The organism is Arthrobacter sp. P1_B11, assembly GCF_056406715.1.
The window spans coordinates 44,542-67,298 of the sequence record NZ_JBFTZQ010000021.1 but is presented as its reverse complement, the minus strand read 5'-3'; the positions used below and the strand labels follow the sequence as shown (position 1 = coordinate 67,298).

Here is a 22,757-nt window from a genome sequence, read left to right as displayed (position 1 = left end):
GGGAAGGTGCTGAAAATTCAGTATCTTCCCGCGGTTCACAGCAGGAGAATTGACTGCAGAAGCAGCAGCCGCCGCACCGGCCCCGGCCGAACCAGCCCCAGCCCCAGCAGGACCTTGAAGTTCAGGAGCAACAGTGACCCAGCAACAGACCGCAGGCCCGCCCACCGCAGGGCATGCAGACCCCGCCGAGGAATTCCTCGACCGCCAGACCCCGCTAAGCCGAATCCGCAACATCCTCCACCGCTATCCCGCACTAAGCCCGGCCATTGTCCTGCTTGTTGCGGTGGTGGTCTTCGGGCTCCTCAATGAGAGGTTCCTGCGGGTCGAGAACCTGTCCCTGATCACCCAGCAGGTCTCGGTGGTAGGAACCCTCGCAATCGCCCAGACCCTCATCATCCTCACGGCCGGCATCGATCTCTCGGTGGGCGCCGTCATGATCCTCTCCTCCATGGTGGTGGCACAGCTGGCCGTCGGCAGCGGCACGCCCGCTCCGCTCGCTCTGCTCCTCGGCCTCGTCGTGGGTCTGGCGGCGGGGGCGCTGAACGGTTTCCTGGTCACCAGGTTCCGGCTCCCTCCGTTCATCGTCACGCTCGGAACGCTGAACATCTTCATCGCCGTGACGCTTCTCTACTCCGGCGGCTCCACAGTCCGCGGCTCGGCCATGCCCGGCCTGCTGACGTGGATGGGCAGCACGTTCCCGGTCGGCCCAGTGCGGATCTCCACCGGCGTGGTCATGATGCTCCTGCTCTACATCGCGGTCGCGTTCATCCTCGGCAAGACCGCCTGGGGCCGGCACGTCTACGCGGTGGGCGATGACAAGGAAGCCGCCCGCCTGGCCGGTATCCCGGTGAACCGGGTCCTGATGAGCGTTTACCTCGCAGCCGGGGCCGTGCTGGCCGTCGGCGCGTGGATCCAGATCGGCCGCACGAACGCAGCCAGCCCCAACGCCGGCGTGGACCTGAACCTCGACTCCATCACCGCCGTCGTCATCGGCGGAACCAGCCTCTTCGGCGGGCGCGGCTCCATCTGGGGCTCCCTCCTCGGGGCGCTGATCGTCGGGGTGTTCCGCAACGGCCTCTCGCTGGCGGGCCTCGATGTGCTCTACCAGACCCTCGCCGTGGGCGTCCTCATCATCCTCGCTGTGTCGATCGACCAGTGGATCCGAAAGGTGAAATCATGACCGCCACAGAATTCCAGCCGGCCAAGACCGAGGTCCGCCAGCCGATCCTGCAGGCCAGGAACCTCGTCAAGACCTTCGGCCGCGTGGTGGGCCTGGACGGCGTCAGCCTCGACCTGTACCCGGGCGAAGTCCTGGCGATCATTGGCGACAACGGCGCCGGAAAATCCACGCTCATCAAGTGCCTCACCGGGGCCGAGGTCCCTGACTCGGGCGAGTTGTTCGTTTCCGGCCAGCAGGTCCACTTCAAGCGCCCGCAGGACGCCCGCGTCCACGGCATTGAAACGGTCTACCAGAACCTTGCCGTGTCACCGGCACTCGACGTCGCCTCCAACCTGTTCCTGGGGCGGGAAGAGCGGGTTCCCGGACCGCTGGGTAAGATCTTCCGCGTCCTCGATACCAAGGGAATGCGCCGCAAAGCCAAGGAAGAGCTGACCAGGCTCGGCATCTCCACGCTCCAGGACGTGACGGTGCCGGTGGAAAACCTCTCCGGCGGCCAGCGCCAGGCTGTCGCCGTGGCCCGCGCCGCGGCGTTTGGCTCCAAGGTGGTTGTGCTCGACGAGCCGACAGCAGCCCTGGGTGTGCGGGAATCAAACCAGGTCCTGCAGCTGGTCCGGGACCTCCGGGACAGGGGCCTGCCGGTCATCCTGATCAGCCACAACATGCCCCACGTGTTCGACGTGGCCGACCGGATCCACATCCAGCGCCTGGGCAAGTGCGCGGCCACCATCACGCCGCAGTCGCACAGCATGACCGATGCGGTGGCAATCATGACGGGTGCGGCCACCGCCTAGTCCGGAAGTGCACCACCGACTCTCTCCCAACTCCGTCCGCGGGCCTGCACCAGGTCCGCGGACGGCTCCATGAAAGGCCCCCCAATGCCCCAGACCCAACCCACTGGCACCCCCGCCACAACCCCTGATGTCATCGTCATCGGAGAAGCGCTGGTCGACGTCGTCACCTCCCCCGAGGGCACCATCGAGCACCCCGGCGGATCGCCGGCAAACGTCGCCTACGGACTCGGACGCCTCGGCGTCCGCGCCGCCCTCCTGACCTCCATCGGCGACGACGACCGCGGCGAAGCGATCCAAGCGCACCTGAGCCGCGCCGGCGTCGAGCTCCTCCCCGGTTCCACATCCCAGGGCCGCACGGCCTCCGCCACCGCCACCCTCGCCGCCGACGGCTCCGCCACGTACGACTTCGACATCAGCTGGGAGCTCCCGCAGGTTGCCCCGGCATTCCTCCCCAAGGTGCTCCACACCGGCTCGATCGCCACCTTCCTGGCACCCGGCGCCGCCGCGGTCAAGGCGCTCCTGGAACAGGCGCAYCGTGAATGCATGGTCACTTATGATCCCAACATCCGGCCTGCTCTCCTCGGCAGCCAGGCCCAGGCCCGTCTAATCTTCGAGGACCTGGTTCCGCTGACCGACGTGGTCAAACTCAGCGACGAAGACGCCCACTGGCTCTACCCCGGACTCGAGCTCGAGGACACGGCGAAGCGCATTCTCGAACTGGGCGCAGGACTGGCCGTCGTGACCTGCGGCTCCGAGGGGTCCCTGCTGGCAACCCCGGCCACACAGCTGCATATCCCTTCCATCAGGTCGGTGGTCGCCGACACCATCGGCGCCGGCGACTCCTACATGGCCGCACTGATCTACGGACTGCTGGCCCGCGGAACGGACGGCCTGGCCCCGGCCGTACTGGAAACCCTCGGACGAACAGCCTCGAAGGCCGCAGCCATCACCGTCCGCCGGCCAGGCGCCAATCCACCCACCGTTGAAGAACTGCTGGCGGACCTTCCGGAGGTTGCTGCAGTCCCCGCCGCCTGACATGGACAACGACGACCTGCCGCTGGACAACTCAGGCAACGCGGGGTCACTTACGGCCGCTTCCGGACACAATATGCGGCCCTAGGTGACCCCGCGTTGCCGGCGGTTCCGCCATTCCCGCGTTTCACTCATTGAAAATTTCCAGGAACGCATCCTCAAAGCTCCGGCGGACATCGAGCCGGGGGTGGAGGCCATGCCTGAGGGCCAGCTGCGCAGGACTTTGTCCGACGTGCACCGGACCGGCATCGCCATGATCCGGCGGTCGGCGCCGTCGTTGACGGTATCCGTCGCCGCGCCGATCTTCGATGCACAGGGCACCGTGGTGGCCGCGCTTTCGATCGTCGTCCCGGACGGGACCACTCCGGCGAATGTCCTGGCTCCCGCCGTGCGGGCCACGGCGAGGGCTGTCTCACGCAACCTGGGCTTCCGCACGGCGTTGGAGGATGACGTCCGCGCCCACTCGGAAGGCTGACCGTCCTGCCGGGGCACCCTTTCGCCGGCAGCGCGTCGGCGCTGCCACGGTCTACCTGACCGCCTCCACCGCCAGGTGCTGCACCCGTCCGTCCACGAGCGTCGCCAACACGTGAGCGGCAGCCAGGTCATCCGGGGCAACCGAGAGCGGATCGACGTCGAACACAGTGAAATCCGCACGCTTGCCCACGGTGACTGACCCGGCGACCGCCCACTCCCCCGCAGCCATGGCAGCGTGCGAGGTGTAGCCTTCGAGCGCCTGCAGTGCCGTGAGGGCCTGGCCCGGAACGATCGGCTGTTCGCCCGGGCGGCCAGACCGCCGTCGTAATTGCGCGTCCGCCAGGATGGGCAGCGGTTCGAACGGAGCGATGGGCCAGTCGGAGCCGAGCCCCAGGGTGGTTCCCGCCGCGCGGAGGTCCGCACACCGCCAGGCGTTATTGGCCCGTTCCGGTCCGAGCCGGGTGGACCAGTTGTCGGTGTGGTCGGCGCGGGAGTAGTGCGTGCAGTGGGTGGGCTGCATGCTGGCCACCAGGCCCGAGCGGGAGAACCTTCCGATGAGGGCGTCCGGCACAGTTTCGAGGTGTTCGATCCGGTGCACGGCGGACGGTCCGCCGGGAGGCAGGGACTCGAAGGCATCCAGGACTGCAGCCACTCCGGCGTCGCCGATCGCGTGCGTGGCCGTGGGAATGCCACGGCCGGCGAAGTACCGCACCGCGGCCGCGTACTCCTCGGGGCGCGGCCAGAACGGGGCCACCGACGCCCCATAAGCGTCGGGCTCGAACAGCCACGCGGTGCCGTTGTCCACCGTCCCGTCAACGAACAGCTTGATGCCTGCCACCTCCCAGCGTCGTCCGCCGAGTCCGATCTGTTCCGCAAGCCGCTGCCAGTCTTCCTCGCCGCTGCCGGGCATGCACCACGGCGAGATCCGCAGGCGCAGCGGGAGCCCGCCGTCCAGGTCGTCTTCGAGTGCCCGGAAAAGCTCCAGTGAACCCTCCCCGCAGTCCATCACGTGCGCCCCCGTCAGCCCGGACCGCGCGAACTGCGTGAAGAATTCGGCCAGCCTCGCCTTCCGTTCGTCGAAGGACTCCGCCGGCATTACCTGTGCCACGAGTTCGATGGCAGCGGCCTCCAGCAGGAGCCCGGTGGGCCTGCCGCTGTGGTCGCACACCACTTCTGACGCCTGGTCGAACGCCCGCGGTCCGGTGATCCCCGCCAGTTCGAGTGCCCCGGAACTGGCCAGCGCGGAATGCCCGTCGAAGAGGCGGATGAGGCACGGACGCCCGGAGACGACGTCGTCAATCAGCTCGCGATGGGCCGCGGCGGATCCGAACACATTGGGGTCCAGGCCCCAGCCCCGCACCCAGTCCCCCGAGGGGGCTGCTTCCGCTTCGGCACGCAACAGTGCGCGCACGCCGGCGAGGTCGGCGGCGCCGGACAGGTCGGTGCCGCGCGTCAGTTCCAGTCCGAAAACAGGGTGGATGTGGCAGTCCACCAGCCCGGGCGTCAGCACGGCGGCACCGAAGTCGATGACCTCCGCGGCCGGCCAGTTTTCGGCGTCGGAACGGCTTCCGACGGCGGCAATCACGCCGTCCTGGACTGCCACCGCCTGCAGCGCAGGACTTTGGGCGGGACTGCCATCCATCGTGTGGATGGTATCGGCCAGGATGATCAAATCAGGATTCATGGGTTTCGAAGCTTCCAATCTGCGCGAAGATCGCGGGACGGTGGCGGCGCACCCAGCGGGCGGCCAGGAGCCCGGCAATGAAGACGAGGGGCGTCACCAGGATCAGGATGGTGTTGGTCAGTGCGTCGGCGAACGTGAGCAGCTCGATGTTCAGGCCGATCAGCAGCACCACACCGAAGAGCAGAATCGCCGAGGCCAGGCTGAGCGGCACCATCAGCTTGTGCGTCGCGGCGGCGGGGTTCCGGCGCAGGTAGAGGAACGCCGCGACCGACACCAGACCCTGGAGCCCCACGATGCCAAAAATTCCCGGCGTGTTCACCCAGATCAGCAGCTGCTGGTAGGGATCTGCGTTGAGCAGGGCGCAGATGGTGATGACCAACGCGGCCAGGTCGGTCTGCAGCTGGCCTGCCCGGTGCGGGGACTGGAACCGGTGGTGGGTCCGGCCGAGGAAGGCGGGCAGCACGCCGTCGCGGGCCAGCATGTACACGTAGCGGTTGATGGCGTTGTGGAAGGCCAGCTGCGAAGCGTAGACGCTGGTGACGATCAGGAGGTACATGACCACTTCCGCCCACGGGCCCACGTAGTGGTTGATGGTCTGGAAGAACATCCCGCCGCCCAGTTCACCCGCGGCTTGCACGGCGCGGTCTTCGCCGTACGCCTGGACCACGGTCCACACAATGAAGGCGTAGAAAACGGACATGAAGCCGACGGCGATGTACATGGCCCGCGGCACGGATTTGTCCGGGTTTCGGGCCTCGGAACGGTACAGCACGGTGGACTCAAAGCCCATGAAGGCGGCGAAGCAGATGCCAAGGATCGCCAGGACGCCAGGTCCGAACGCCTGGTCCGGGCTGAAGGAACCCACGCTGATCCCGTGGGCTCCGCCGCTGCTGAGGATGCCCACTCCCATCACGGCGAGGATGCCCGTCTCGGCCACGAGGAGCACTCCGAGTACCTTAGCCCCTACGTCGATCCCCCGGTAGCCGAGGAACCACACGGCTGCGACGGCGGCCAGCGCGATGGCCGGCCACGGCACCTCGAGCCCGAAGAGCACTTTGAACATGTCGTGGGTCTGGACGGCGAAGAGGCCGTACACACCGATCTGGAGGCAGTTGTAAGAGACGATCGCCAGGATGGCGGAGGCCAGCCCCACGGTCTTGCCCATGGCCAGCGAAATGTAGGTGTAGAATCCGCCGGATGCCTTGACGTGGCGGGTCATGGCCATGAAGCCGATGGCAAAGAGGGTGAGCACGATGCCCGCCAGCAGGTAGCCGGCCGGGGCGCCGATGCCGCCCACGCCGATGGCTACCGGCGCCACGCCTGCCATGACGGTCAGCGGCGCCGCTGCCGAGATGACGAGGAAGGCGATGCCGCCCGTACCGAGGGCATTGCGCTTGAGGGCGCCGTCCGCGGACGACGTCGGTGGTCTGGTTTGGGTATCCGGCACTAGTCCGTCCTTTCTTGGGAGCCCAGCTAAACGAAAGGCTTTCGTTTATTATGGATGCGTGTGGCGCAGAGCACAATAGCTGTCATTTTCCGAAGTCGTTGCACGCAATGTCCAAAGTCGTCTGCACGGCCACTACATGTCCGGAAGGGGATCAATCTGCGGACACGTGGCGCATTACCGGGATCGGAGACCAGCGGCTCGACAAGCGAATGGTGGACTCGACAATCGTTGAGTGCCGTCTGTTCTTCACTCCTGGCGAGGACTGCTATCTGCCAGGGATCGACACGGCGCTTCAAAACCTCATCACACCTGAGCGGGCGAAGGCTAGGCGCTCCTTGAAGCAGTACGTGGCTCAGGTAGTCGTCGGCCCGCGCATCGGGCCTCAGGCGCTATCTCTCACTCGGGCCGCCTCGAAATTGACAACGGATTGGGCCGCGGCATCTTGCTTGGCACTGTTCTGGTCGCGATGGATTACATCTAAGGAATTGCCCATGGGAAGCCCTACTCATTGGTCATTAAGCGCTACCGACTCAGGACCAGTGGCTCTTCGATTCGCACTGGTGGCTCCGCGGGTCGCGTCACTTTCAGGCAGGGGGCGGTGGCGGTCCCCCCTTTGGCGTATAGCGACAGACGGGTGCTGTCCGGCCCGGGAAATATCAGGCCTGTCATGGTGACCAGCCCGTTTTGGGCGAAGACTTCCACTGAGCAGTGGTCGATGAAGAGGGTGAGAGTGTATGAGCCGTCAGAGTCCTGTTTCAGTGGTGCCGTATCGGTGGAAGCAAAGGCGTCATGGAATTCCGTGTTGCCGGAGCTTTTCCGGTCCATGATGAGCCGGTTCTCGGAGGGACGGATGCCGATGCGTGTGCCGTCGGTGCCGTTGCCTCGAATGATGAGTCCGAATTCCCCTGCGGATCCCGGGATGAAGATCACCTCGATGATCTCTACCGGCGCTCCGGTGTGCAGGTGGCGCATTCCTTCATCTATTGCAAGATCAGCCCAGGTGCTCACCGACAGTGCGTTGCCGGTTCGATATTCGTCGGCGACCCGTTGGGACAGTCGGGGCTGGCCCTGATGTGTGACCAGGGAGATTTCGCGTACGAGTGACATGGAACTGCGCCATGGCCAGGTCGGGATGGCGGCGCCGTATTGCCAGTTGTTCATCCAGCCGACCATGAGACGGCGCCCGTCGGGTGCGTCGTTGAAGGAGACGGCCGCGTAGTAGTCACGCCCCCAATCGAGCCAGTGGTAGGTGTCGAGGTCGGCCGTTTGGTTGCTGCCGTCGGTGACTGTTGTTTGGGATGTGAAGGCCACGCCGTCGAAGTGGCCGACAAAGTATTGGCCCCCTGATCCGCTATTGGGCCCTCCGGGGTTGAGATTCACGGTGAGAACCCATTTGGTCTGCTCTTCGTCGCCGTCCAGTGGCAAGGGGAAAAGGTCAGGGCACTCCCAGACGCCGCCGGTGGCGTTGGCGGGTCCGAAGCTGCTGAGGTAGTGCCAGTCCCGAAGGTTATCGGAGCTATAGATGACCACTTTGTGCTCGTTTGCTTCGACTGCCACCATGACCCAATAGCTGCCCGGGGGCCCGCTATAGCGGAACACCTTCGGGTCGCGGAAGTCTGCGGAGTTCCTGTCGAGGACGGGGTTGCCCTGGTGCTTCGTCCAGGTGTAGCCGCCGTCGGAGCTCCAGGCCAGGGACTGGGCCTGTGTGCCGCGGCGGGCTGAGCTGTCTTTGTAGGCGCTGGTGTAAATTGCCACCAGCGGGGCGGCCTGCCCGTTGCCGAGGCCGCTGGTGTTGTACTGGTCGATGACGATGCTGCCGGAGAAGATGTCCTCTTCGGCGTCGCAGAGGATGGCCACGGGCTGCTCGTCCCAGTTGACCAGGTCCACCGAGGTGGCGTGGCCCCAGGACATGTTGCCCCAAACGTTCCCGAAGGGGTTGTTCTGGTAATAGAGGTGATAAATGCCCTCGTGGTAGACGAGCCCGTTCGGGTCGTTCAGCCAGGTGTTTTTGGCCGTGTAGTGGATGGCGGGCCTGAAGATGTCATCCTCGTGGGCGGGATTAGCAGTCATGACGTTGGGTGCCTTTGTGGGTAATCGGTGGGGTACGCTGCGCGCAGGTGGCGGCCGCGGCGGCTGCCGGGTGGCTTCCGGTCATCAAGGAAACGCACCCGCCGGTGGGCGGTTGCGGACGGACGTGCACCCCGGAGGGGCGGGTTCTCCCAGTGCTGGGGGATGCCGGCCCCCCGGCAGGTTGTCGCCTTAGCGCAGCGTTGAAGCCGTGTGTTTCAGTGGCAGCCGCAGGAAGTGCGCAGTACGAGTTCGGCGGGGAAGATATTGGTCTGAGTTTCTTTTCCGGGCGGCGCCAGGAGGGCATCGAGGGCGGCTTGGGCCATGTCCTTGACGGGCTGGGCGACTGTGCTGAGCCGGGGCCAGGTGTATTCAGCTTCGGGTGAGCCGTCGAAGGAGAACACCGCGAGGTCCTCCGGCACCCGCAGGCCGCCCTCCTGGAGGGCGCAGAGCAGAGCAACTGCCTGCTGGTCGGAGCTGACGAAGACCGCGGTCGGCCGCTCGCTGCGGGCCAGCAGCTCCTGCCCGGCGCGGTACCCGCCCTCGCGGGTGAACGGAACCCGAACGATCGGGCCCGGGGTGAGGCCGGCGTCCTGAATGCCCTGGCGCCACCCGACCTCGCGTGCGTCGAGGTCGCCGCCAGCAGTGTTGCCCATGACCAGCCCGATGCGTTCGTGGCCGTGGCTGATGAGGTGCTCAACCGCCATGCGCGCTCCGTCCCGGAAGGCTACTCCGACGGAGTTGGCGTCGTGGTCTCCCGCGCTGTGTTTCATGACGGCGGGACTGCCTGCTGTGGCAAGGTCGGTGCTGTGGTTCAGGAGCACTACGGGGATGTCTGCCTGTTCAAGGTCCATCAGATCGGGATCGGACAGTTCGCTCCAGAGGAACAGTCCGTCCACCTTCCGGGCGGCGAAGTTCTTGATGAGGCGGCGCTCTGTCCGCAGCGAAGCCTGAGAGTCCGCCAGCAGGAGGGTGTAGCCCCGCTCGGCCGCGGCGTTCTCGACGGCGCGGGCGAGCGAGGCGAAAAACGGATTCAGGGCATCGGGGATGATCATGGCGAGCATCTCACTGGAACCTAAGGCAAGTGCCCTGGCTGCCGCGTTGGGCCGGTAGCCCAGCGCCCTGATTGCCTGCCGCACCTTGGCCTCGTTCGCAGGGGAAACGGCCCGGGGCCCGCCGTTGACCACGTAACTAACGACGGCGCTGCTGACCCCTGCCAGCCGGGCAACATCGTCGCGTGTGATGGGCTTGGCTTGTGAGGTCGGGTGCGGCATGGCAACCATGCTATCGGCGTTTCACTTGGCGGACTCGCGAAGTACCGGGCGGGGCAGCTCTGCCGGAGCGTCGCCGAAGTCGGGCACCGGCAGGCGTTCGCCGCCGCGCAGGGCCGACTGGTGGGCCACAATGCCGGGAAGCGTGTAGCGGGCCGCTTCCCAGGCGTTGACCGGAGGCAGTGTGCCGGTGTTGATGGCGGTGACGAAGTCGTCCACGAGGAAGTGGTGGCTGCCCTCGTGGCCGTTGGCCAGGCCGCGGAACTCCGCCGGCAGCCGTCCCGCGTCATGCACGGATGCCATGCCGGAAATAAAGGCATCGCGCAGAGCAGGGGCCACGTCGGCCAACATCGGGTCATCCGCGTCCATGGTTGCCTGGGTCTCGAGCTGGTCACTGATGTCTGTCACGGCGTGCTTGTCCTGCCAGACGCTGACCAGGGCGAGCTGTTCCATGCTTGCCTCGGTGCCGAAGTAGCGGAAGCGGCTCTCGCGCAGGTGGGAAGGGTAGCCCACCCTGCGGAACTCGTTGATGCGCATGGACCCGCCGCCGGCGAGTTCGAACAGTGCGCTGGCGTTGGAGAAGTCGTTGGCGAACATGCTCACCTCACGGTCAAAGACGCCGTCGCCGCGCTCATCCCGGACCCCGACGCAGCTGACGCTGACGGCGTGGGAGCCGGTTGCTCCGAGCACCCCGCCCACGGAGTGGGTGGGGTAGAGCATGGGCGGGTAGCTGGCGGTGCGCTTCCAGTTTTCGCCGCCGCTGTACTGGTAGGCGTCGTAGAAGCCGAGGTCCATGTCGTGGACGTAGTCGCCCTCAGCGTAGAAGATCCGACCGAAGGCACCCTCGGCATTCTTCTTGCGGGCAAAGACGGTTGCCGGGTTGTAGTAGCTGGTCTCACCCATCATGTACGTCAGCCCGGTCTCGCGGACCGCTTCGATAATTTCTGCGATCTCCTCTTCGGAGATCGCCATCGGCACGGCGGAGTAGACGTGCTTGCCGGCGCGCAGCGCCTGCAGCACCAGGGGTCCGTGGGTCCAGCGCTGGGTGAAGATCGCTACGGCGTCGACGTCGCTTTCAAGCATTGCCTCGAAGCTGTCGAACGTCCCTGACGCGCCGGCGCTGCTGCTTTGGGCCTCTGCACGCTCAGTGATGAGGTCGGTGAGATAGATGTCTGAGATTCCGGGGTGGGCGGCGAAGAGCTTGGCGAATACGCCTGCGAACTGTCCCGCACCAACGATTCCAATTGAAGAAGTCATGAAAAAAGTATGGCCATGAAATCTACGCGCGTCAATAGTGCTTTTTTGATTAGCCAAAAACCTCTGTTTCTCAGGGAAGGTGTTGCGTTTTTCCAAGCTACGCGCGTAGAGTAGCGGTCAATTGTTACCTGCCTCACAGGAGAGGGATCAAAGATGACCACCATTACCAAGGACCCACCCGCCGCAGCGCATAAGATGCCGCAGCGTTCAAACCGCGGCCGTCGCAGGGCCAAACTGCGTGACGTCAGGATCGCACTGCTGTTCATCCTCCCGGCGATGATCGGCCTCGTTGCCTTTTGTCTGGTCCCGACCATCCGCGGCGTCTACCTGAGCTTCACCGAGTACAGCATCCTCGGCGAGCCCAAATGGGTCGGGGTCGACAACTACACGGCGATCTTCAAGGATGAGCTCTTCTGGAACGCGATGGCTGTGACCATCCAGTACGTCGCAATCAACATCGTCTTCCAGATAGTCATCGCCCTCGGCCTGGCGCTGCTGATGCACCGCGTGGCCAAGTCCGCGTTCGTCCGCGGCGCACTGCTGCTGCCCTTCCTGGTGGCCAACGTGATCGTCGCCCTGCTGTGGTTCTGGATGCTCGACTACCAGATCGGCATCGTCAACGAAATCATCAGCTGGCTGGGCCTGCCCCGCGTCGCCTTCTTCGGCAGCGAGCAATGGGCCATCCCCACCATCGCGTTCGTCAACGTCTGGCGCCACATGGGCTACACCGCCCTGCTGATCTTCGCCGGCCTCCAGGCCATCCCCCACCATGTCTACGAAGTGGCCTCCCTGGACGGCGCCTCGCCCACCAGGACGTTCTGGAGCATCACCATGCCGCTCCTGCGCCCGGTCCTGGCACTGGTCCTGGTGGTCACCGTCATCGGATCGTTCCAGGTCTTCGACACCGTCGCGGTCACCACCGGCGGCGGCCCGGTCAACGCCACCCGCGTCATCCAGATGTACATCTACCAAAAAGCCTTCGGCGAATCGGACTTCGGCTACGCCTCCGCCCTGTCCGTCATTCTCTTCGTGATCCTTGCACTCGTGGCCTTCATCCAGATGAAGTTCCTCAAAGGCAACGAATCGGACCTGGACTAAGGAACACCAGCCATGACCACTCAAACACTCACCACCCGCAAAGCCCTCGACTGGCGCCGCGTCGGCGCTTGGGCCCTCATCGCCCTGGCGCTCATCGTCACCATCTTCCCGTTCCTCTGGATGCTCCGGACGGCCCTCTCCAGCAACCACTCCTTGGCCTCCAACTCCGGGAACCTTTTGCCGGCGGACTTCTCCTGGGGCGCGTTCAAGCGTGTCTTTGGAATGCAGACCACAGAGGAGGCCATCGCCGAAGGAGGTTCCGGGGCAGTCATCGACTTCTGGCTGTACCTGCGCAACTCGATACTCTTTTCCACCGTGACAACCGCAGCCCAGGTCTTTTTCAGCGCACTTGCCGCCTACGCCTTCGCCCGGCTCCGCTGGCCCGGGCGTGACAAGGTCTTCTCCGTGTTCCTGGCCACCATGATGATTCCGGGGATCTTCACCGCGCTGCCCAACTTCCTCATGATCAAGAACCTGGGACTGCTGAACACGTTCGCCGGCCTGACGCTGCCCTTCCTGTTCATGTCCGCGTTCGCCATCTTCTTCCTGCGGCAGTTCTTCCTCAGCATGTCCCGCGAAGTGGAGGAGGCAGCCATGCTCGACGGGGCCAAGAGCCTGCGTATCTTCTTCCAGATCGTCCTGCCCAACGCCGCCGCACCCATGGCCACCCTCGCGCTGCTGACGTTCATCGGCCAATGGAACGAATACTTCTGGCCACTGCTGGTCGGCAACGACGAGAGCATCCGCGTCCTCACCGTGGGCCTCAGCGTCTTCAAGTCCCAGTCCCCCCAGGGCGCCCCGGACTGGTCCGGACTCATGGCCGCCACCATCGTTGCGGCAGTGCCCATCCTCATCCTGTTCCTCGCCTTTGGCAAAAAGGTGGTCAACTCCATCGGATTCTCCGGCATCAAATAGACCGCCAATCCAACCGCTCACCCCCACCAAAGTCCACTCCGGGCACCTCATGCCCTCTTCGAAAGGTCCATCATGAAAAAAACCCTAGGCGCCGTCGCTGCCGCCGCAGCCATCGCCATCTCCCTCTCCGCCTGCAGCGGCGGATCCACCTCCACCGAGGCCAAGGGCGAAATCAACTATTGGCTGTGGGATGCCAATCAGTTGCCCGCTTACCAGCATTGCGCGGCGGATTTCACCAAGGCCAACCCGGACATCAAGGTCAAGATCACCCAGCGCGGCTGGGGTGACTACTGGACCACCCTGACCAACGGATTCGTCGCCGGAAACGCCCCGGACGTCTTCGCCGACCACCTGTCCAAGTACCCGGAGTTTGCCTCCAAGAAGCAGCTGCTGGCCCTCGACGACGCCGTGGCCAAGGACCACGTCGATCTCTCGATCTACAACAAGGGCCTGGCCGATCTCTGGGTGGGCCAGGACGGCAAGCGCTACGGCCTTCCCAAGGACTGGGACACCGTGGGCCTCTTCTACAACAAGGCCATGACCGACGCCGCCGGCATCACGGCCGAGCAGATGGCCAAGCTGGATTGGAACCCCAAGGATGGTGGCAGCTACGAGAAGACCATCGCCCACCTGACCGTTGACAAGAACGGTAAACGCGGAGACGAAGCCGGCTTCGATAAGAACAATGTGGCCGTCTACGGCCTGGGTTTGGAGTCCTCGGGCTCGGGCCAGGGCCAGACCCAGTGGAGCTTCCTGACGGCCACCACCGGCTGGACCCACACGGACAAGAACCCCTGGGGCACCAAGTTCAACTACGACGACCCTAAGTTCCAGGACACCATCGCCTGGTGGGCCGGGCTGGCGGACAAGGGCTACATGCCCAAACTTGAAACAACGGTAGGCGCCAGCATGCAGGACAACTTTGGCGCCGGCAAGGCCGCCATCAACAGCCAGGGCGACTGGACGACCGGCCAGTACACCGGCTACAAGGGCATCCAGACCGGCATCGCACCCACCCCGACGGGACCGGACGGCAAGCGCGCGTCCATGTTCAACGGCCTGGCCGACTCCATCTGGGCCGGCACCAAGAACCCCGCAGGAGCCACCAAGTGGGTCGAATACCTCGCCTCCTCAGCCTGCCAGGACGTCGTCGCGTCCAAGGGAGTCGTCTTTCCCGCCATCAAGTCCTCCACCGCCAAGGCTGCCGCGGCTTTCAAAGCCAAGGGCGTCGACGTCACCGCCTTCACCCAACAGGTGGAGGATGAAACGACGTTCCTCTTCCCGATCGCGGACAAGGCTGCCAAAGTTGACGGCATCATGAATCCCGCCATGGACGCAGTGGTCTCCGGCAAGGCCCCGGCCAGTTCCCTCACCCAGGCCAACGAAAAGGTCAACGCCCTCTTCAAATAACCATTCGACGCCACGGAGGGGCGGGCCCTTTCGGTTGCGCCCCTCCGCCCGCGCGACGACGATCTACAGGACCATCATGTACACCGATGCATCAAATGAAGACCTCCTCCACATTCGCGTCCAGAAACGCAGCCAACTAGAGGACCAACTGGACAAAGCCGTGAACATCCTCGCCGAGCGGGCCCCGCTCTGCGGCGGCAAAGGGATCCTCGTTGCCCGGCACTCCCCCCGGGACTTCACGGTCCAGCTCCACCCGGATATCCCGTACGGATCCATCCAGGAAAAGCAGGAATGGTAACCCGCGATGGGAACAGCTTCCCCTGGAAACCGTGACCAGGAACCACTCATCCCACGATGAATAGCAGCCGAAAACCACCTCAACCAACAGAGAACCCCGTGACCCCGGACCTGCACGTGAGCGGTCCCGACAGGATGAACCTATGACTTACCCCGCTGCGGGAAACCGCTACGAGTCCATGCCCTACCGCCGTGTCGGACTCAGCGGCCTCAAACTTCCCGCCATCTCCCTGGGCCTGTGGCACAACTTCGGCGACGACAAGCGCTTCGATGAACAGCGCGCCATCCTCCGCCGCGCCTTCGACCTCGGCGTCACCCACTTCGACCTCGCCAACAACTACGGACCCCCGGACGGCTCGGCAGAGACCAACTTCGGCCGTCACTTCAAGGACGACTTCGCCCCGTACCGCGACGAACTCATCATCTCGACCAAGGCCGGCTACGACATGTGGCCGGGCCCCTACGGCAACTTCGGCTCCCGCAAATACCTGCTGGCCAGCCTCGACCAGTCGCTGGGCCGGATGGGCCTGGACTACGTGGACATCTTCTACAGCCACCGCCCGGACCCGGAAACCCCGATGGAAGAGACCATGGGCGCCCTGGACCAGGCCGTGCGCTCCGGCAAGGCGCTCTACGCCGGCATCTCGTCCTACACCCCGGAACAGACCCTCGAGGCGGCGCTGATCCTGAAAGAACTGGGCACCCCGCTGCTGATCCACCAGCCCAGCTACTCCATGCTGAACCGCTGGACCGAGAACGGCGCCCCCAACCTGTACGAGGCGCTGGACCAGGTTGGTGCCGGCTCCATTGCGTTCTCCCCGCTGGCGCAGGGAATGCTGACGGACCGCTACCTGAACGGCATCCCGGCCGATTCGCGCGCGGCCAAGGAACGGTTCCTGTCCGAATCCGCGCTGACCGAGGACAAACTGAACCGCGTCCGAGGGCTCAACACGATCGCCGCCGGCCGCGGGCAATCACTGGCGCAGATGGCCATCGCCTGGATCCTCCGCGACCAGCCCAAGGGCTCGCCCGTCACGTCCGCGCTGGTGGGTGCTTCCAGCGTCCAGCAGCTCGAGGACACGCTGTCCGCCATCAACAACCTGGCGTTCACGCAGGAGGAGTTGACGGCGATCGACGAGTTCGCCGTCGAATCCGATATCAACCCCCGGGCGGAGAAGAGTTCCGCTGTCGGCAGGTGGAGCTAAAGTGTCCGGCTGGGACCTGACCCGTGGCCTCGGCACCCGCCTCACCATCATCAGTGCCGGCCGGCATCGCCCCTACCCCGGAAGGCCCCGAGGGCAAGCGTTCAACGGACTTGCCAACTCGATCTGGGCCCGCACCAAGAACCCGGCTGCTTCCGCCAAGTGGGTCGAGTACCTCGCCCCGGCTGGCTGCCAGGACGTCGAAGCCTCCAAGGGCGTAGTTTTCCCACGAAGGACGCCCCAGCACCTTGATTGAGGCCAACGAGAAGGTCAACGCCCTCTTCAAGTAGGCCACCAGCTCTATTGCTTGCGTGCCGCGGGCGTCTAATTCCCCCGCAGTACTCGACCCCCTACTCCCACACAGAAGGACAGCATTTCATGGATCCCCTCCACCTCCGTTCCGCCGGAACCACCCTAGTGATCAGCTTCGACAGCGGGGAGGCTGAGGTCATCCACTGGGGCGCGGACCTTGGCAGCACGCTGCCGGACCTCGCCATCCTCACGGCGGCCATCCCGCCGTCGTCCGTCGACGCCACTGTACCGACTGGCCTCCTGCCGCAGGCTTCAGCCGGCTGGCGGGGCCGTCCCGCCCTGCGCGGCCACCGCATCGCCGACGGCGTCTCCGGCTTGGACTTCTCAGCCCGCCTCCGCGTAGTGAGCGCCGCTGCCGAGGGGACCTCCGCGGTGATCGTCCAGTCCGATCCTGAGGCCGGCCTCACAGTCTCCTCCGCCCTGACACTGCACGACGGCGGCCTGCTGGAGTTGCGCCACACCCTCACCAACGATGGCACCACGCCCTATCAGCTCGACGAACTGGCCACCGTCCTCCCTGTGGCGCCCGAAGCCGTCGAAATCCTTGACCTGACCGGGCGCTGGTGCCGGGAACGCCACCCGCAGCGCCGCCCCATCCAGCAGGGCACCTGGGTCCGCACGGGCCGGCACGGCCGCACCGGGCACGACTCCTCCCTACTCTTCGCCGCCGGAACCGCCGGTTTCGGCAACCGGCACGGGCAGGTCTGGGCCACTCATTTGGCCTGGAGTGGCAACCACGAGCAGTTCGCGGACAGCATCGGGGACGGCCGCACCATGATCGGCGGTTCGGAGCTCCTGGGCCCCGCCGAGGTCGTCCTTGAGCCGGGCGGCAGCTACACCACCCCCACCTTGTTCGCCGCTTACTCGGACCGCGGCCTGGACGGCATCAGCGAGGCGTTCTACAACTGGTTCCGGTCCCGCCCCCATCACGTTTTGCCCGCCGCAGCCACCGGCCTGCCCACCGGCAAGCCTCGTCCGGTCGTGCTGAACGTCTGGGAAGCGGTCTACTTCGACCACAACCTGGCCACCCTGATGGAACTGGCTGACTCCGCCGCGGAGCTTGGTGTTGAGCGTTTTGTTCTCGACGACGGCTGGTTCCGCGGACGCCGCGACGACCGCGCCGGCCTGGGCGACTGGTACGTCGACGAATCACTCTGGCCCGACGGCCTCACGCCACTGATCAACGCCGTTACCTCCCGCGGCATGGAGTTCGGCCTCTGGGTGGAACCGGAAATGGTCAACCTCGACTCCGATATTGTCCGTGCGCACCCCGAATGGATTGTTGGCCCGTCCGCCCAGAGCTACAAGGACGGCGGCCGCCTGCCACTTGAATGGCGGCAGCAGCACGTCATCGACCTCGTAAACCCGGAGGCGTGGCAGTACATCTACGACCGCATTGACGCCCTTCTGAGTGAAAACAACGTCAGCTACCTCAAATGGGACCAAAACCGCGACCTGCTCGAACACGGGCACGGCGGACGCTCCTCGGTCCACGAGCAGACCCTGGCCGCCTACCGTCTGTTCGACGAACTCCGCAAGGCCTATCCGGGCGTCGAAATTGAGAGCTGCTCCTCCGGCGGAGCACGCGTGGACCTAGGGATACTGGAACGCACAGACCGTATCTGGGGCTCGGACTGCAACGATGCGCTGGAACGCCAGACCATCCAGCGCTGGACCGGCGTGGTGGTTCCGCCGGAGCTGGTGGGCGGACACATTGGGCCCACAACCTCGCATACCACGGCGCGCACGCACGACCTGTCCTTCCGCGCCATCACCGCCCTGTTCGCCCACTTCGGCATGGAATGGGATGTCCGCAGCGTTCAGGGCGCCGAGCGGGAGGAGCTCAAACGCTTCATCGGCCTGTACAAGGAACACCGCGGCCTGATCCACAGTGGCCGGATGATCCGCGCCGACGTCGCTGATGACTCGCTCATGCTCCACGGCGTGGTGGCCGACGGCGGCGCAGACATGGGTGAAGGTTCGACGGCGGCGCTGTTCGCCCTGGTCAGCACACGCACCGCGTTCGCTGAACAGCCCGGCCGGATCTCCATCCCCGGTCTGGAGCCGGACCGGGAGTACCGGGTGGAGGCCGTCTTCCCGGCTCCGGGTGACGCCGACTATTCGCACACGTTCACGCAGGTCCAGCCCCCGGCCTGGATGGCGGACGGCGCAGTGGCCAGCGGGCGTTTCCTCGCCGAGGTGGGACTGCCCATGCCCGCCCTCAACCCCGAACACGCACTGCTGCTGAAATTCACCGCACTGTAGCAACGGGAAAGGTGCTGCCCCGCCGTTTCCGCCGCTCTCCGCACGTCGCGGGGCCCCGCCGACTAGGCTGGGCTTGACCTTCAAGAGCTGCAGTCAGGAGAACACATGGGGCGCCCGCTCCTCCCGCTGATATCCGTGGAGGCCCTCACCACAGCCGCCCTGGAACTGGTGGATGAGAGCGGCGATTTCAGCTTCCCGAAACTGGCGAAGAAGATCGGCGTCAGCCAATCCTCCATCTATAACCACGTCAGCGGCAGGGACGAGATCCTGGAGCTCCTGCGCCACCGGATCATCACCGAGGAGCCGTATCCGCCGGTGGACCACAGCGACTGGGAGGCTGCCCTCCGGGTCCTGATCCGTACCTACCGGGACGCGTTCGTCCGCCACCCCCGGCTGGCCCCGCTGTTGGTCCTTCAGACGATCACGGATCCGGATGTCATCGGCCTCTACGAGGACCTCGCGCTGGCCCTGGAGAGTGCGGGGTTCCGGGGACGGGACGTGGTGGCGGCCATCTCCACGATCGACAGTTTTGCCTTGGGCGCAGCCCTGGACCTGGCGGCTCCGGAAGTTGTCTGGGACCCGCCGGCGGAGGGCTATCCCACACTCAAGCGCGCGCTCGGCAACGCAGGACCATCGGAGGAACGGGGCGGGCACGCCTTCGACTTCGGCCTGGATGTAATTATCGGCGGGCTCCGGGCCAGGCTGGCTGCCTGACGCCGCCTTGGCGGCGCCGTACAGGACGAAGCGTCAGTCCCCGGCGGTTTTCGCGGCCTTGGCAGCGGCCTTGGCAGCCTGCTTGCTGGCGCGCACCTTGCTCAGCGACTCCGGATCCACAATGTCGGCAACAGACAGGAACGCATCCTTCTGGCCGTAGTGGCCGGCGGCCTCGCGCCAGCCTTCCGCCTGGAGTCCGCACTGCTTGCCAAGGAGCGCAAGGAAGATCTTGGCCTTTTGCTCGCCGAATCCGGGCAAGGCTTTGAGCCGGCGCAGCACCTCCTGGCCGTCGGGGTCACCCTGCGTCCAGATGGTTGCGGCGTCCCCGTTCCAATCGCGGTGCACAGTCTCGGCGAGGGCCTGCACACGTCCGGCCATGGATCCCGGGAAGCGGTGCACTGCCGGCCGCTCCTTGAACATCTCCACGAAGCCCCGGGGGTCGTACCCGGCGATCGCAGCGGGCTCCATGGATCCGATGCGCGTCCGGATCTTTTCGGGACCGGCGAACGCCGACTCCATGGTCACCTGTTGGTCAAGCAGCATGCCGGTGAGCAGCGCAAACGCGTCATCGCTGAGCAATTTATCGGCAGCGGGGTCCCCTGTGATGTGCAGTTCCATGCGTCCTATCCTTGCACCCGCCCCGGTCAGCGTCATAGGGTGCGCCTGTGTTCAGGTTACGCGGCCGGGGAGCGGCCCTTTAGCCGTCCGTGCACCGTGGCCACACCCCATGCGGCCAGGAGCAAAGCGATGAGGAGCAGTCCGGCGTCGCCCAGGTCGATTTTTCCCAGCCAGGTGGTCAGCGGGTCATCGAGGCCAAAGGCAGCGTTGAAGAATCCGCCCAGCGTGATGACGGAGACGAACAGGGCGGACACCGCCGAAATACCCGCGATCACGGCGTTGAATCCCAGTTTCCGCAACGGATTGTGGATGGCCGACCTGTACATGTGCATCATTGCGACGCCGTTCGTGGTGTCGCACAGCGTCATGGCGGCGGTGAACGCCAGCGGGAGCGCCAGGAGGGCCAGCGGGGAAACTCCGGCCAGGGATGCCGCCGTCGTCATGACCAGCAGTCCGATGGTGGTGGCAGTATCGAAGCCCAGCCCGAAAAGGAATCCGATCACGTAGATGTTCCGCGGCCGCTGGACACGGGACAAGGGTTTGGCCAGCAGCCGTGCAACGAACCCCTTCGCCTCGAGATCCTCGACCCGCACTTCCCCGCCACCCTGAACACTCCGGTAGGCCTGTGCGGCCCGCACAAACGCGGAACCGTTGAAAAGTCCCATGGCCAGCAGGAACAGCCCGGAGACGCCGCTGCCGACCAGCCCCAGCACCAGGTTCCCGGTGGTGCCATCCTCCATGAACTGGCCCACCATCGCTGCGCCGCCCACCACCAGGATGCCGGCCAGGATCACCACCGAGCTGTGGCCCAGGCTGAACGCGAACCCGACGCTCACCGGGTCCTTCCGCTGGGCCACGAACTTGCGCGTCGAATTGTCGATCGCGGCGATGTGGTCCCAGTCGTAACTGTGTTTGATGCCCGCCAGGTAGGCAGTGAGCACCAGGCTCAACGCCAGCGGCTGTCCCGCCGTCGCTGTTCCGGCGCCGAGGCTTCCCGCCCCAAGACTTCCGGCCCCCAGACTTCCGACCCCAAGACTTCCGACCCCAAGACTTCCGACAAGGAGAAGCACGACGGCGGCAAGGTGGAGTGCGGCCACCGCACCGAAGGTGATCATCAGCCTCGTCCGGACCGGCAGCCGCTCCCGCTCGCGGTAGAGCGCGGCGAACTGGGTCAGTGTGGTCATCAGTACTTCCTCAGGTTCAGGCGCGCCTGCCCGTACCAGCGTTTCCGCAGCAGCGCCGTGCAGTCACCCAGCAGCGTGGCGAGTTCCTCTGTGCTGTTGGACAGCGACCGCAGGACCAGGCCCACAGTTCCGCCAACGGACACCGTGAGGGACACCCCGGTGTAGGCGTCGTGGCCGGCCGTTAGGGCATGGAGTTCGTCGGCGAGCGCTTGGTCCACGCGGGCGTCCACCACCACGAGCGAACCCAGGTGGCTGTAGCCCTCCATGAACCCCATGCCGGTGACGTCGCTGCAGGGCGGCCGGATCAGCAGGTTGTCCAGCGCCAGAAGGTCGGTGCCTGGCGTGCCTGCGACGTGGATCTCGGTGCGCAGCCGCAGTTCCTCGTAGCGGAACGACGCCCCGTCCGGGGACCATCCCGGCGTGACCACCTCGGCCATCACCAGACTCGACGACGGCCGGACCGTAATGTGCGCATTCTGCCGGTAGCTGGCCTCCCGGTACGCAATGACCTGGTCAGGAGCGAGCTCCAGCTGCGCCCCCTCCCCCAGCCGGACGGTCATCCGCTGCTCGGCAAACGACCCCGGAGTCCGGTAAATCTTGGTGGCGGACTGGGTGGTCAGCAGCAGCTTCGCCCCATCGCCCACCTCCACGTTAATGACATAAAGATCAGCCCCAAGATAGGCGCCTCCAGGATTCACGAGCACATAACAAACCTGCCCCGACTCATCCAGATAGTGCGGCCGCAAAACCCGCAAGGCGCCCCGATGGTACTGATGCGAGGCCACGGACTTTCCCGCGCGCTGCTCGATGCGCAAGGCGAGCTCCCCCATGGCCGCTGATTGAGCCTGTCCAAATCCCCGGGTCTCGCTCCCCACCGGCTCGACCAGCGGGGCCGAACCACGCGCCGTCGCGCTCATTGCGCCAGGTCGAGCATCAGGACGTCCCTGCGGACCCATTCGATGACGGCGTCCAGCCCTTCATCCGTTTTCAGGTTGGTGAAGCAGAACGGCTTGGCACCTCTGAACTCGCGAGAGTCCCGCTCCATGACAGTGAGGTCGGCGCCGACGTGCGGGGCGAGGTCGGTTTTGTTGATGATGAAGAGGTCGGACTTGATCATGCCCTGCCCGGCCTTGCGGGGGATCTTTTCGCCCTGCGCCACGTCGATGATGTAGATCGAGAAGTCCACCAGTTCGGGGCTGAACGTGGCGGAAAGGTTGTCGCCGCCGGACTCGACGAAGATGACCTGGAGGTCCGGGTGGCGCTTTTTGAGCTCCTCGATGGCTGCGGTGTTCATGGAGGTGTCTTCGCGGATGGCGGTGTGCGGGCAGCCGCCGGTTTCGACTCCGATGATCCGGTCCTCCGGAAGGATTCCGTTGGCGGCCAGGATCTTGGCGTCCTCGATGGTGTAGATGTCGTTGGTGATCGCGGCCATGGAAATTTCGCGACTCATGTGGCGGGTGAGACGCTCCACCAGCTGGGTCTTGCCGGCGCCAACCGGGCCGCCGATGCCGATCTTGATGGGTTCAGACATTGTGTCCT

General features: G+C 65.4%; 20 protein-coding genes and 1 pseudogene. 12 read left to right on the top strand and 9 right to left on the bottom strand.

Annotated elements, in window-relative coordinates:
* Window positions 1–133: 133 nt before the first annotated feature.
* The 4 genes from AC1D14_RS16040 (at window position 134) to AC1D14_RS16025 (ending at window position 3,478) form a co-directional block, all read left to right on the top strand.
* Window positions 134–1,180 (top strand): ABC transporter permease, encoded by a 1,047-nt coding sequence (locus tag AC1D14_RS16040; protein WP_230121294.1) that lies wholly within the window; start codon window positions 134–136, stop codon window positions 1,178–1,180.
* Window positions 1,177–1,971, top strand: a complete 795-nt coding sequence (locus tag AC1D14_RS16035; RefSeq protein ID WP_230121293.1) for an ATP-binding cassette domain-containing protein — start codon at window positions 1,177–1,179, stop codon at window positions 1,969–1,971. The genes AC1D14_RS16040 and AC1D14_RS16035 overlap by 4 nt, the downstream gene beginning before the upstream one ends.
* An 84-nt stretch (window positions 1,972–2,055) precedes the next feature.
* Window positions 2,056–3,006 carry a carbohydrate kinase family protein gene (locus AC1D14_RS16030; protein ID WP_476968756.1) on the top strand — a complete coding sequence of 317 codons (951 nt, stop codon included), beginning with the start codon at window positions 2,056–2,058 and terminating at the stop codon, window positions 3,004–3,006.
* Window positions 3,007–3,091: 85 nt separating this feature from the next.
* Window positions 3,092–3,478, top strand: a complete 387-nt coding sequence (locus AC1D14_RS16025) for an IclR family transcriptional regulator domain-containing protein (protein WP_476968755.1) — start codon at window positions 3,092–3,094, stop codon at window positions 3,476–3,478.
* Window positions 3,479–3,529: 51 nt separating this feature from the next.
* Here AC1D14_RS16025 and AC1D14_RS16020 read toward each other — a convergent pair whose 3' ends face one another.
* The 5 genes from AC1D14_RS16020 to AC1D14_RS16000 form a co-directional block, all read right to left on the bottom strand.
* On the bottom strand, window positions 3,530–5,161 hold the full coding sequence (locus tag AC1D14_RS16020; protein WP_476882218.1) for an amidohydrolase: 1,632 nt from the start codon (window positions 5,159–5,161) through the stop codon (window positions 3,530–3,532).
* Entirely contained in the window at window positions 5,151–6,608 is a 1,458-nt protein-coding gene (locus tag AC1D14_RS16015) for an APC family permease (RefSeq protein WP_476968754.1), read from the bottom strand. Before AC1D14_RS16015 ends, AC1D14_RS16020 begins: the two co-directional genes overlap by 11 nt.
* Window positions 6,609–7,130: 522 nt before the next feature.
* Window positions 7,131–8,678, bottom strand: coding sequence for a glycoside hydrolase family 32 protein (locus AC1D14_RS16010; RefSeq protein WP_476968753.1), 1,548 nt, complete (start codon window positions 8,676–8,678; stop codon window positions 7,131–7,133).
* A gap of 215 nt (window positions 8,679–8,893) precedes the next feature.
* Window positions 8,894–9,949: a LacI family DNA-binding transcriptional regulator gene (locus AC1D14_RS16005; protein ID WP_230119275.1), complete on the bottom strand. Its 1,056-nt coding sequence runs from the start codon at window positions 9,947–9,949 to the stop codon at window positions 8,894–8,896.
* Between the two features lie 21 nt (window positions 9,950–9,970).
* On the bottom strand, window positions 9,971–11,203 hold the full coding sequence (locus tag AC1D14_RS16000; RefSeq protein ID WP_230119274.1) for a Gfo/Idh/MocA family protein: 1,233 nt from the start codon (window positions 11,201–11,203) through the stop codon (window positions 9,971–9,973).
* Between the two features lie 153 nt (window positions 11,204–11,356).
* On the opposite strand from AC1D14_RS16000, the gene AC1D14_RS15995 reads away from it, so the two are divergent.
* From AC1D14_RS15995 to AC1D14_RS15960, 8 genes and pseudogenes are all read left to right on the top strand, one after another.
* Window positions 11,357–12,301, top strand: a complete 945-nt coding sequence (locus AC1D14_RS15995) for a carbohydrate ABC transporter permease (protein ID WP_230119273.1) — start codon at window positions 11,357–11,359, stop codon at window positions 12,299–12,301.
* Window positions 12,302–12,313: 12 nt separating this feature from the next.
* Entirely contained in the window at window positions 12,314–13,216 is a 903-nt protein-coding gene (locus tag AC1D14_RS15990; RefSeq protein WP_230119272.1) for a carbohydrate ABC transporter permease, read from the top strand.
* A 72-nt stretch (window positions 13,217–13,288) separates the two neighbouring features.
* On the top strand, window positions 13,289–14,626 hold the full coding sequence (locus AC1D14_RS15985; RefSeq protein WP_230119271.1) for an ABC transporter substrate-binding protein: 1,338 nt from the start codon (window positions 13,289–13,291) through the stop codon (window positions 14,624–14,626).
* 76 nt (window positions 14,627–14,702) lie between these two features.
* Entirely contained in the window at window positions 14,703–14,924 is a 222-nt protein-coding gene (locus AC1D14_RS15980) for a hypothetical protein (protein WP_230119270.1), read from the top strand.
* A gap of 142 nt (window positions 14,925–15,066) precedes the next feature.
* Window positions 15,067–16,128 (top strand): L-glyceraldehyde 3-phosphate reductase, encoded by a 1,062-nt coding sequence (gene mgrA / locus AC1D14_RS15975; protein WP_230119269.1) that lies wholly within the window; start codon window positions 15,067–15,069, stop codon window positions 16,126–16,128.
* A gap of 53 nt (window positions 16,129–16,181) precedes the next feature.
* Window positions 16,182–16,354: pseudogene (locus AC1D14_RS15970) on the top strand (sugar ABC transporter substrate-binding protein); the annotation flags it as partial.
* A 149-nt stretch (window positions 16,355–16,503) separates the two neighbouring features.
* Entirely contained in the window at window positions 16,504–18,702 is a 2,199-nt protein-coding gene (locus tag AC1D14_RS15965) for an alpha-galactosidase (RefSeq protein WP_230119268.1), read from the top strand.
* Between the two features lie 105 nt (window positions 18,703–18,807).
* Window positions 18,808–19,416 carry a TetR/AcrR family transcriptional regulator gene (locus AC1D14_RS15960; protein ID WP_230119267.1) on the top strand — a complete coding sequence of 203 codons (609 nt, stop codon included), beginning with the start codon at window positions 18,808–18,810 and terminating at the stop codon, window positions 19,414–19,416.
* A gap of 33 nt (window positions 19,417–19,449) precedes the next feature.
* Here AC1D14_RS15960 and AC1D14_RS15955 read toward each other — a convergent pair whose 3' ends face one another.
* The 4 genes from AC1D14_RS15955 to ureG are packed head-to-tail and all read right to left on the bottom strand — an operon-like array spanning window position 19,450 to window position 22,749.
* Window positions 19,450–20,034 carry an HhH-GPD-type base excision DNA repair protein gene (locus AC1D14_RS15955; protein WP_230119266.1) on the bottom strand — a complete coding sequence of 195 codons (585 nt, stop codon included), beginning with the start codon at window positions 20,032–20,034 and terminating at the stop codon, window positions 19,450–19,452.
* Window positions 20,035–20,090: 56 nt separating this feature from the next.
* Entirely contained in the window at window positions 20,091–21,218 is a 1,128-nt protein-coding gene (locus tag AC1D14_RS15950; protein ID WP_230119265.1) for a HoxN/HupN/NixA family nickel/cobalt transporter, read from the bottom strand.
* Window positions 21,218–22,135, bottom strand: a complete 918-nt coding sequence (locus AC1D14_RS15945) for an urease accessory protein UreD (RefSeq protein WP_230119264.1) — start codon at window positions 22,133–22,135, stop codon at window positions 21,218–21,220. The genes AC1D14_RS15950 and AC1D14_RS15945 overlap by 1 nt, the downstream gene beginning before the upstream one ends.
* Window positions 22,132–22,749 carry an urease accessory protein UreG gene (ureG, locus tag AC1D14_RS15940; RefSeq protein ID WP_230119263.1) on the bottom strand — a complete coding sequence of 206 codons (618 nt, stop codon included), beginning with the start codon at window positions 22,747–22,749 and terminating at the stop codon, window positions 22,132–22,134. Before ureG ends, AC1D14_RS15945 begins: the two co-directional genes overlap by 4 nt.
* Between the last annotated feature and the right edge of the window lie 8 nt (window positions 22,750–22,757).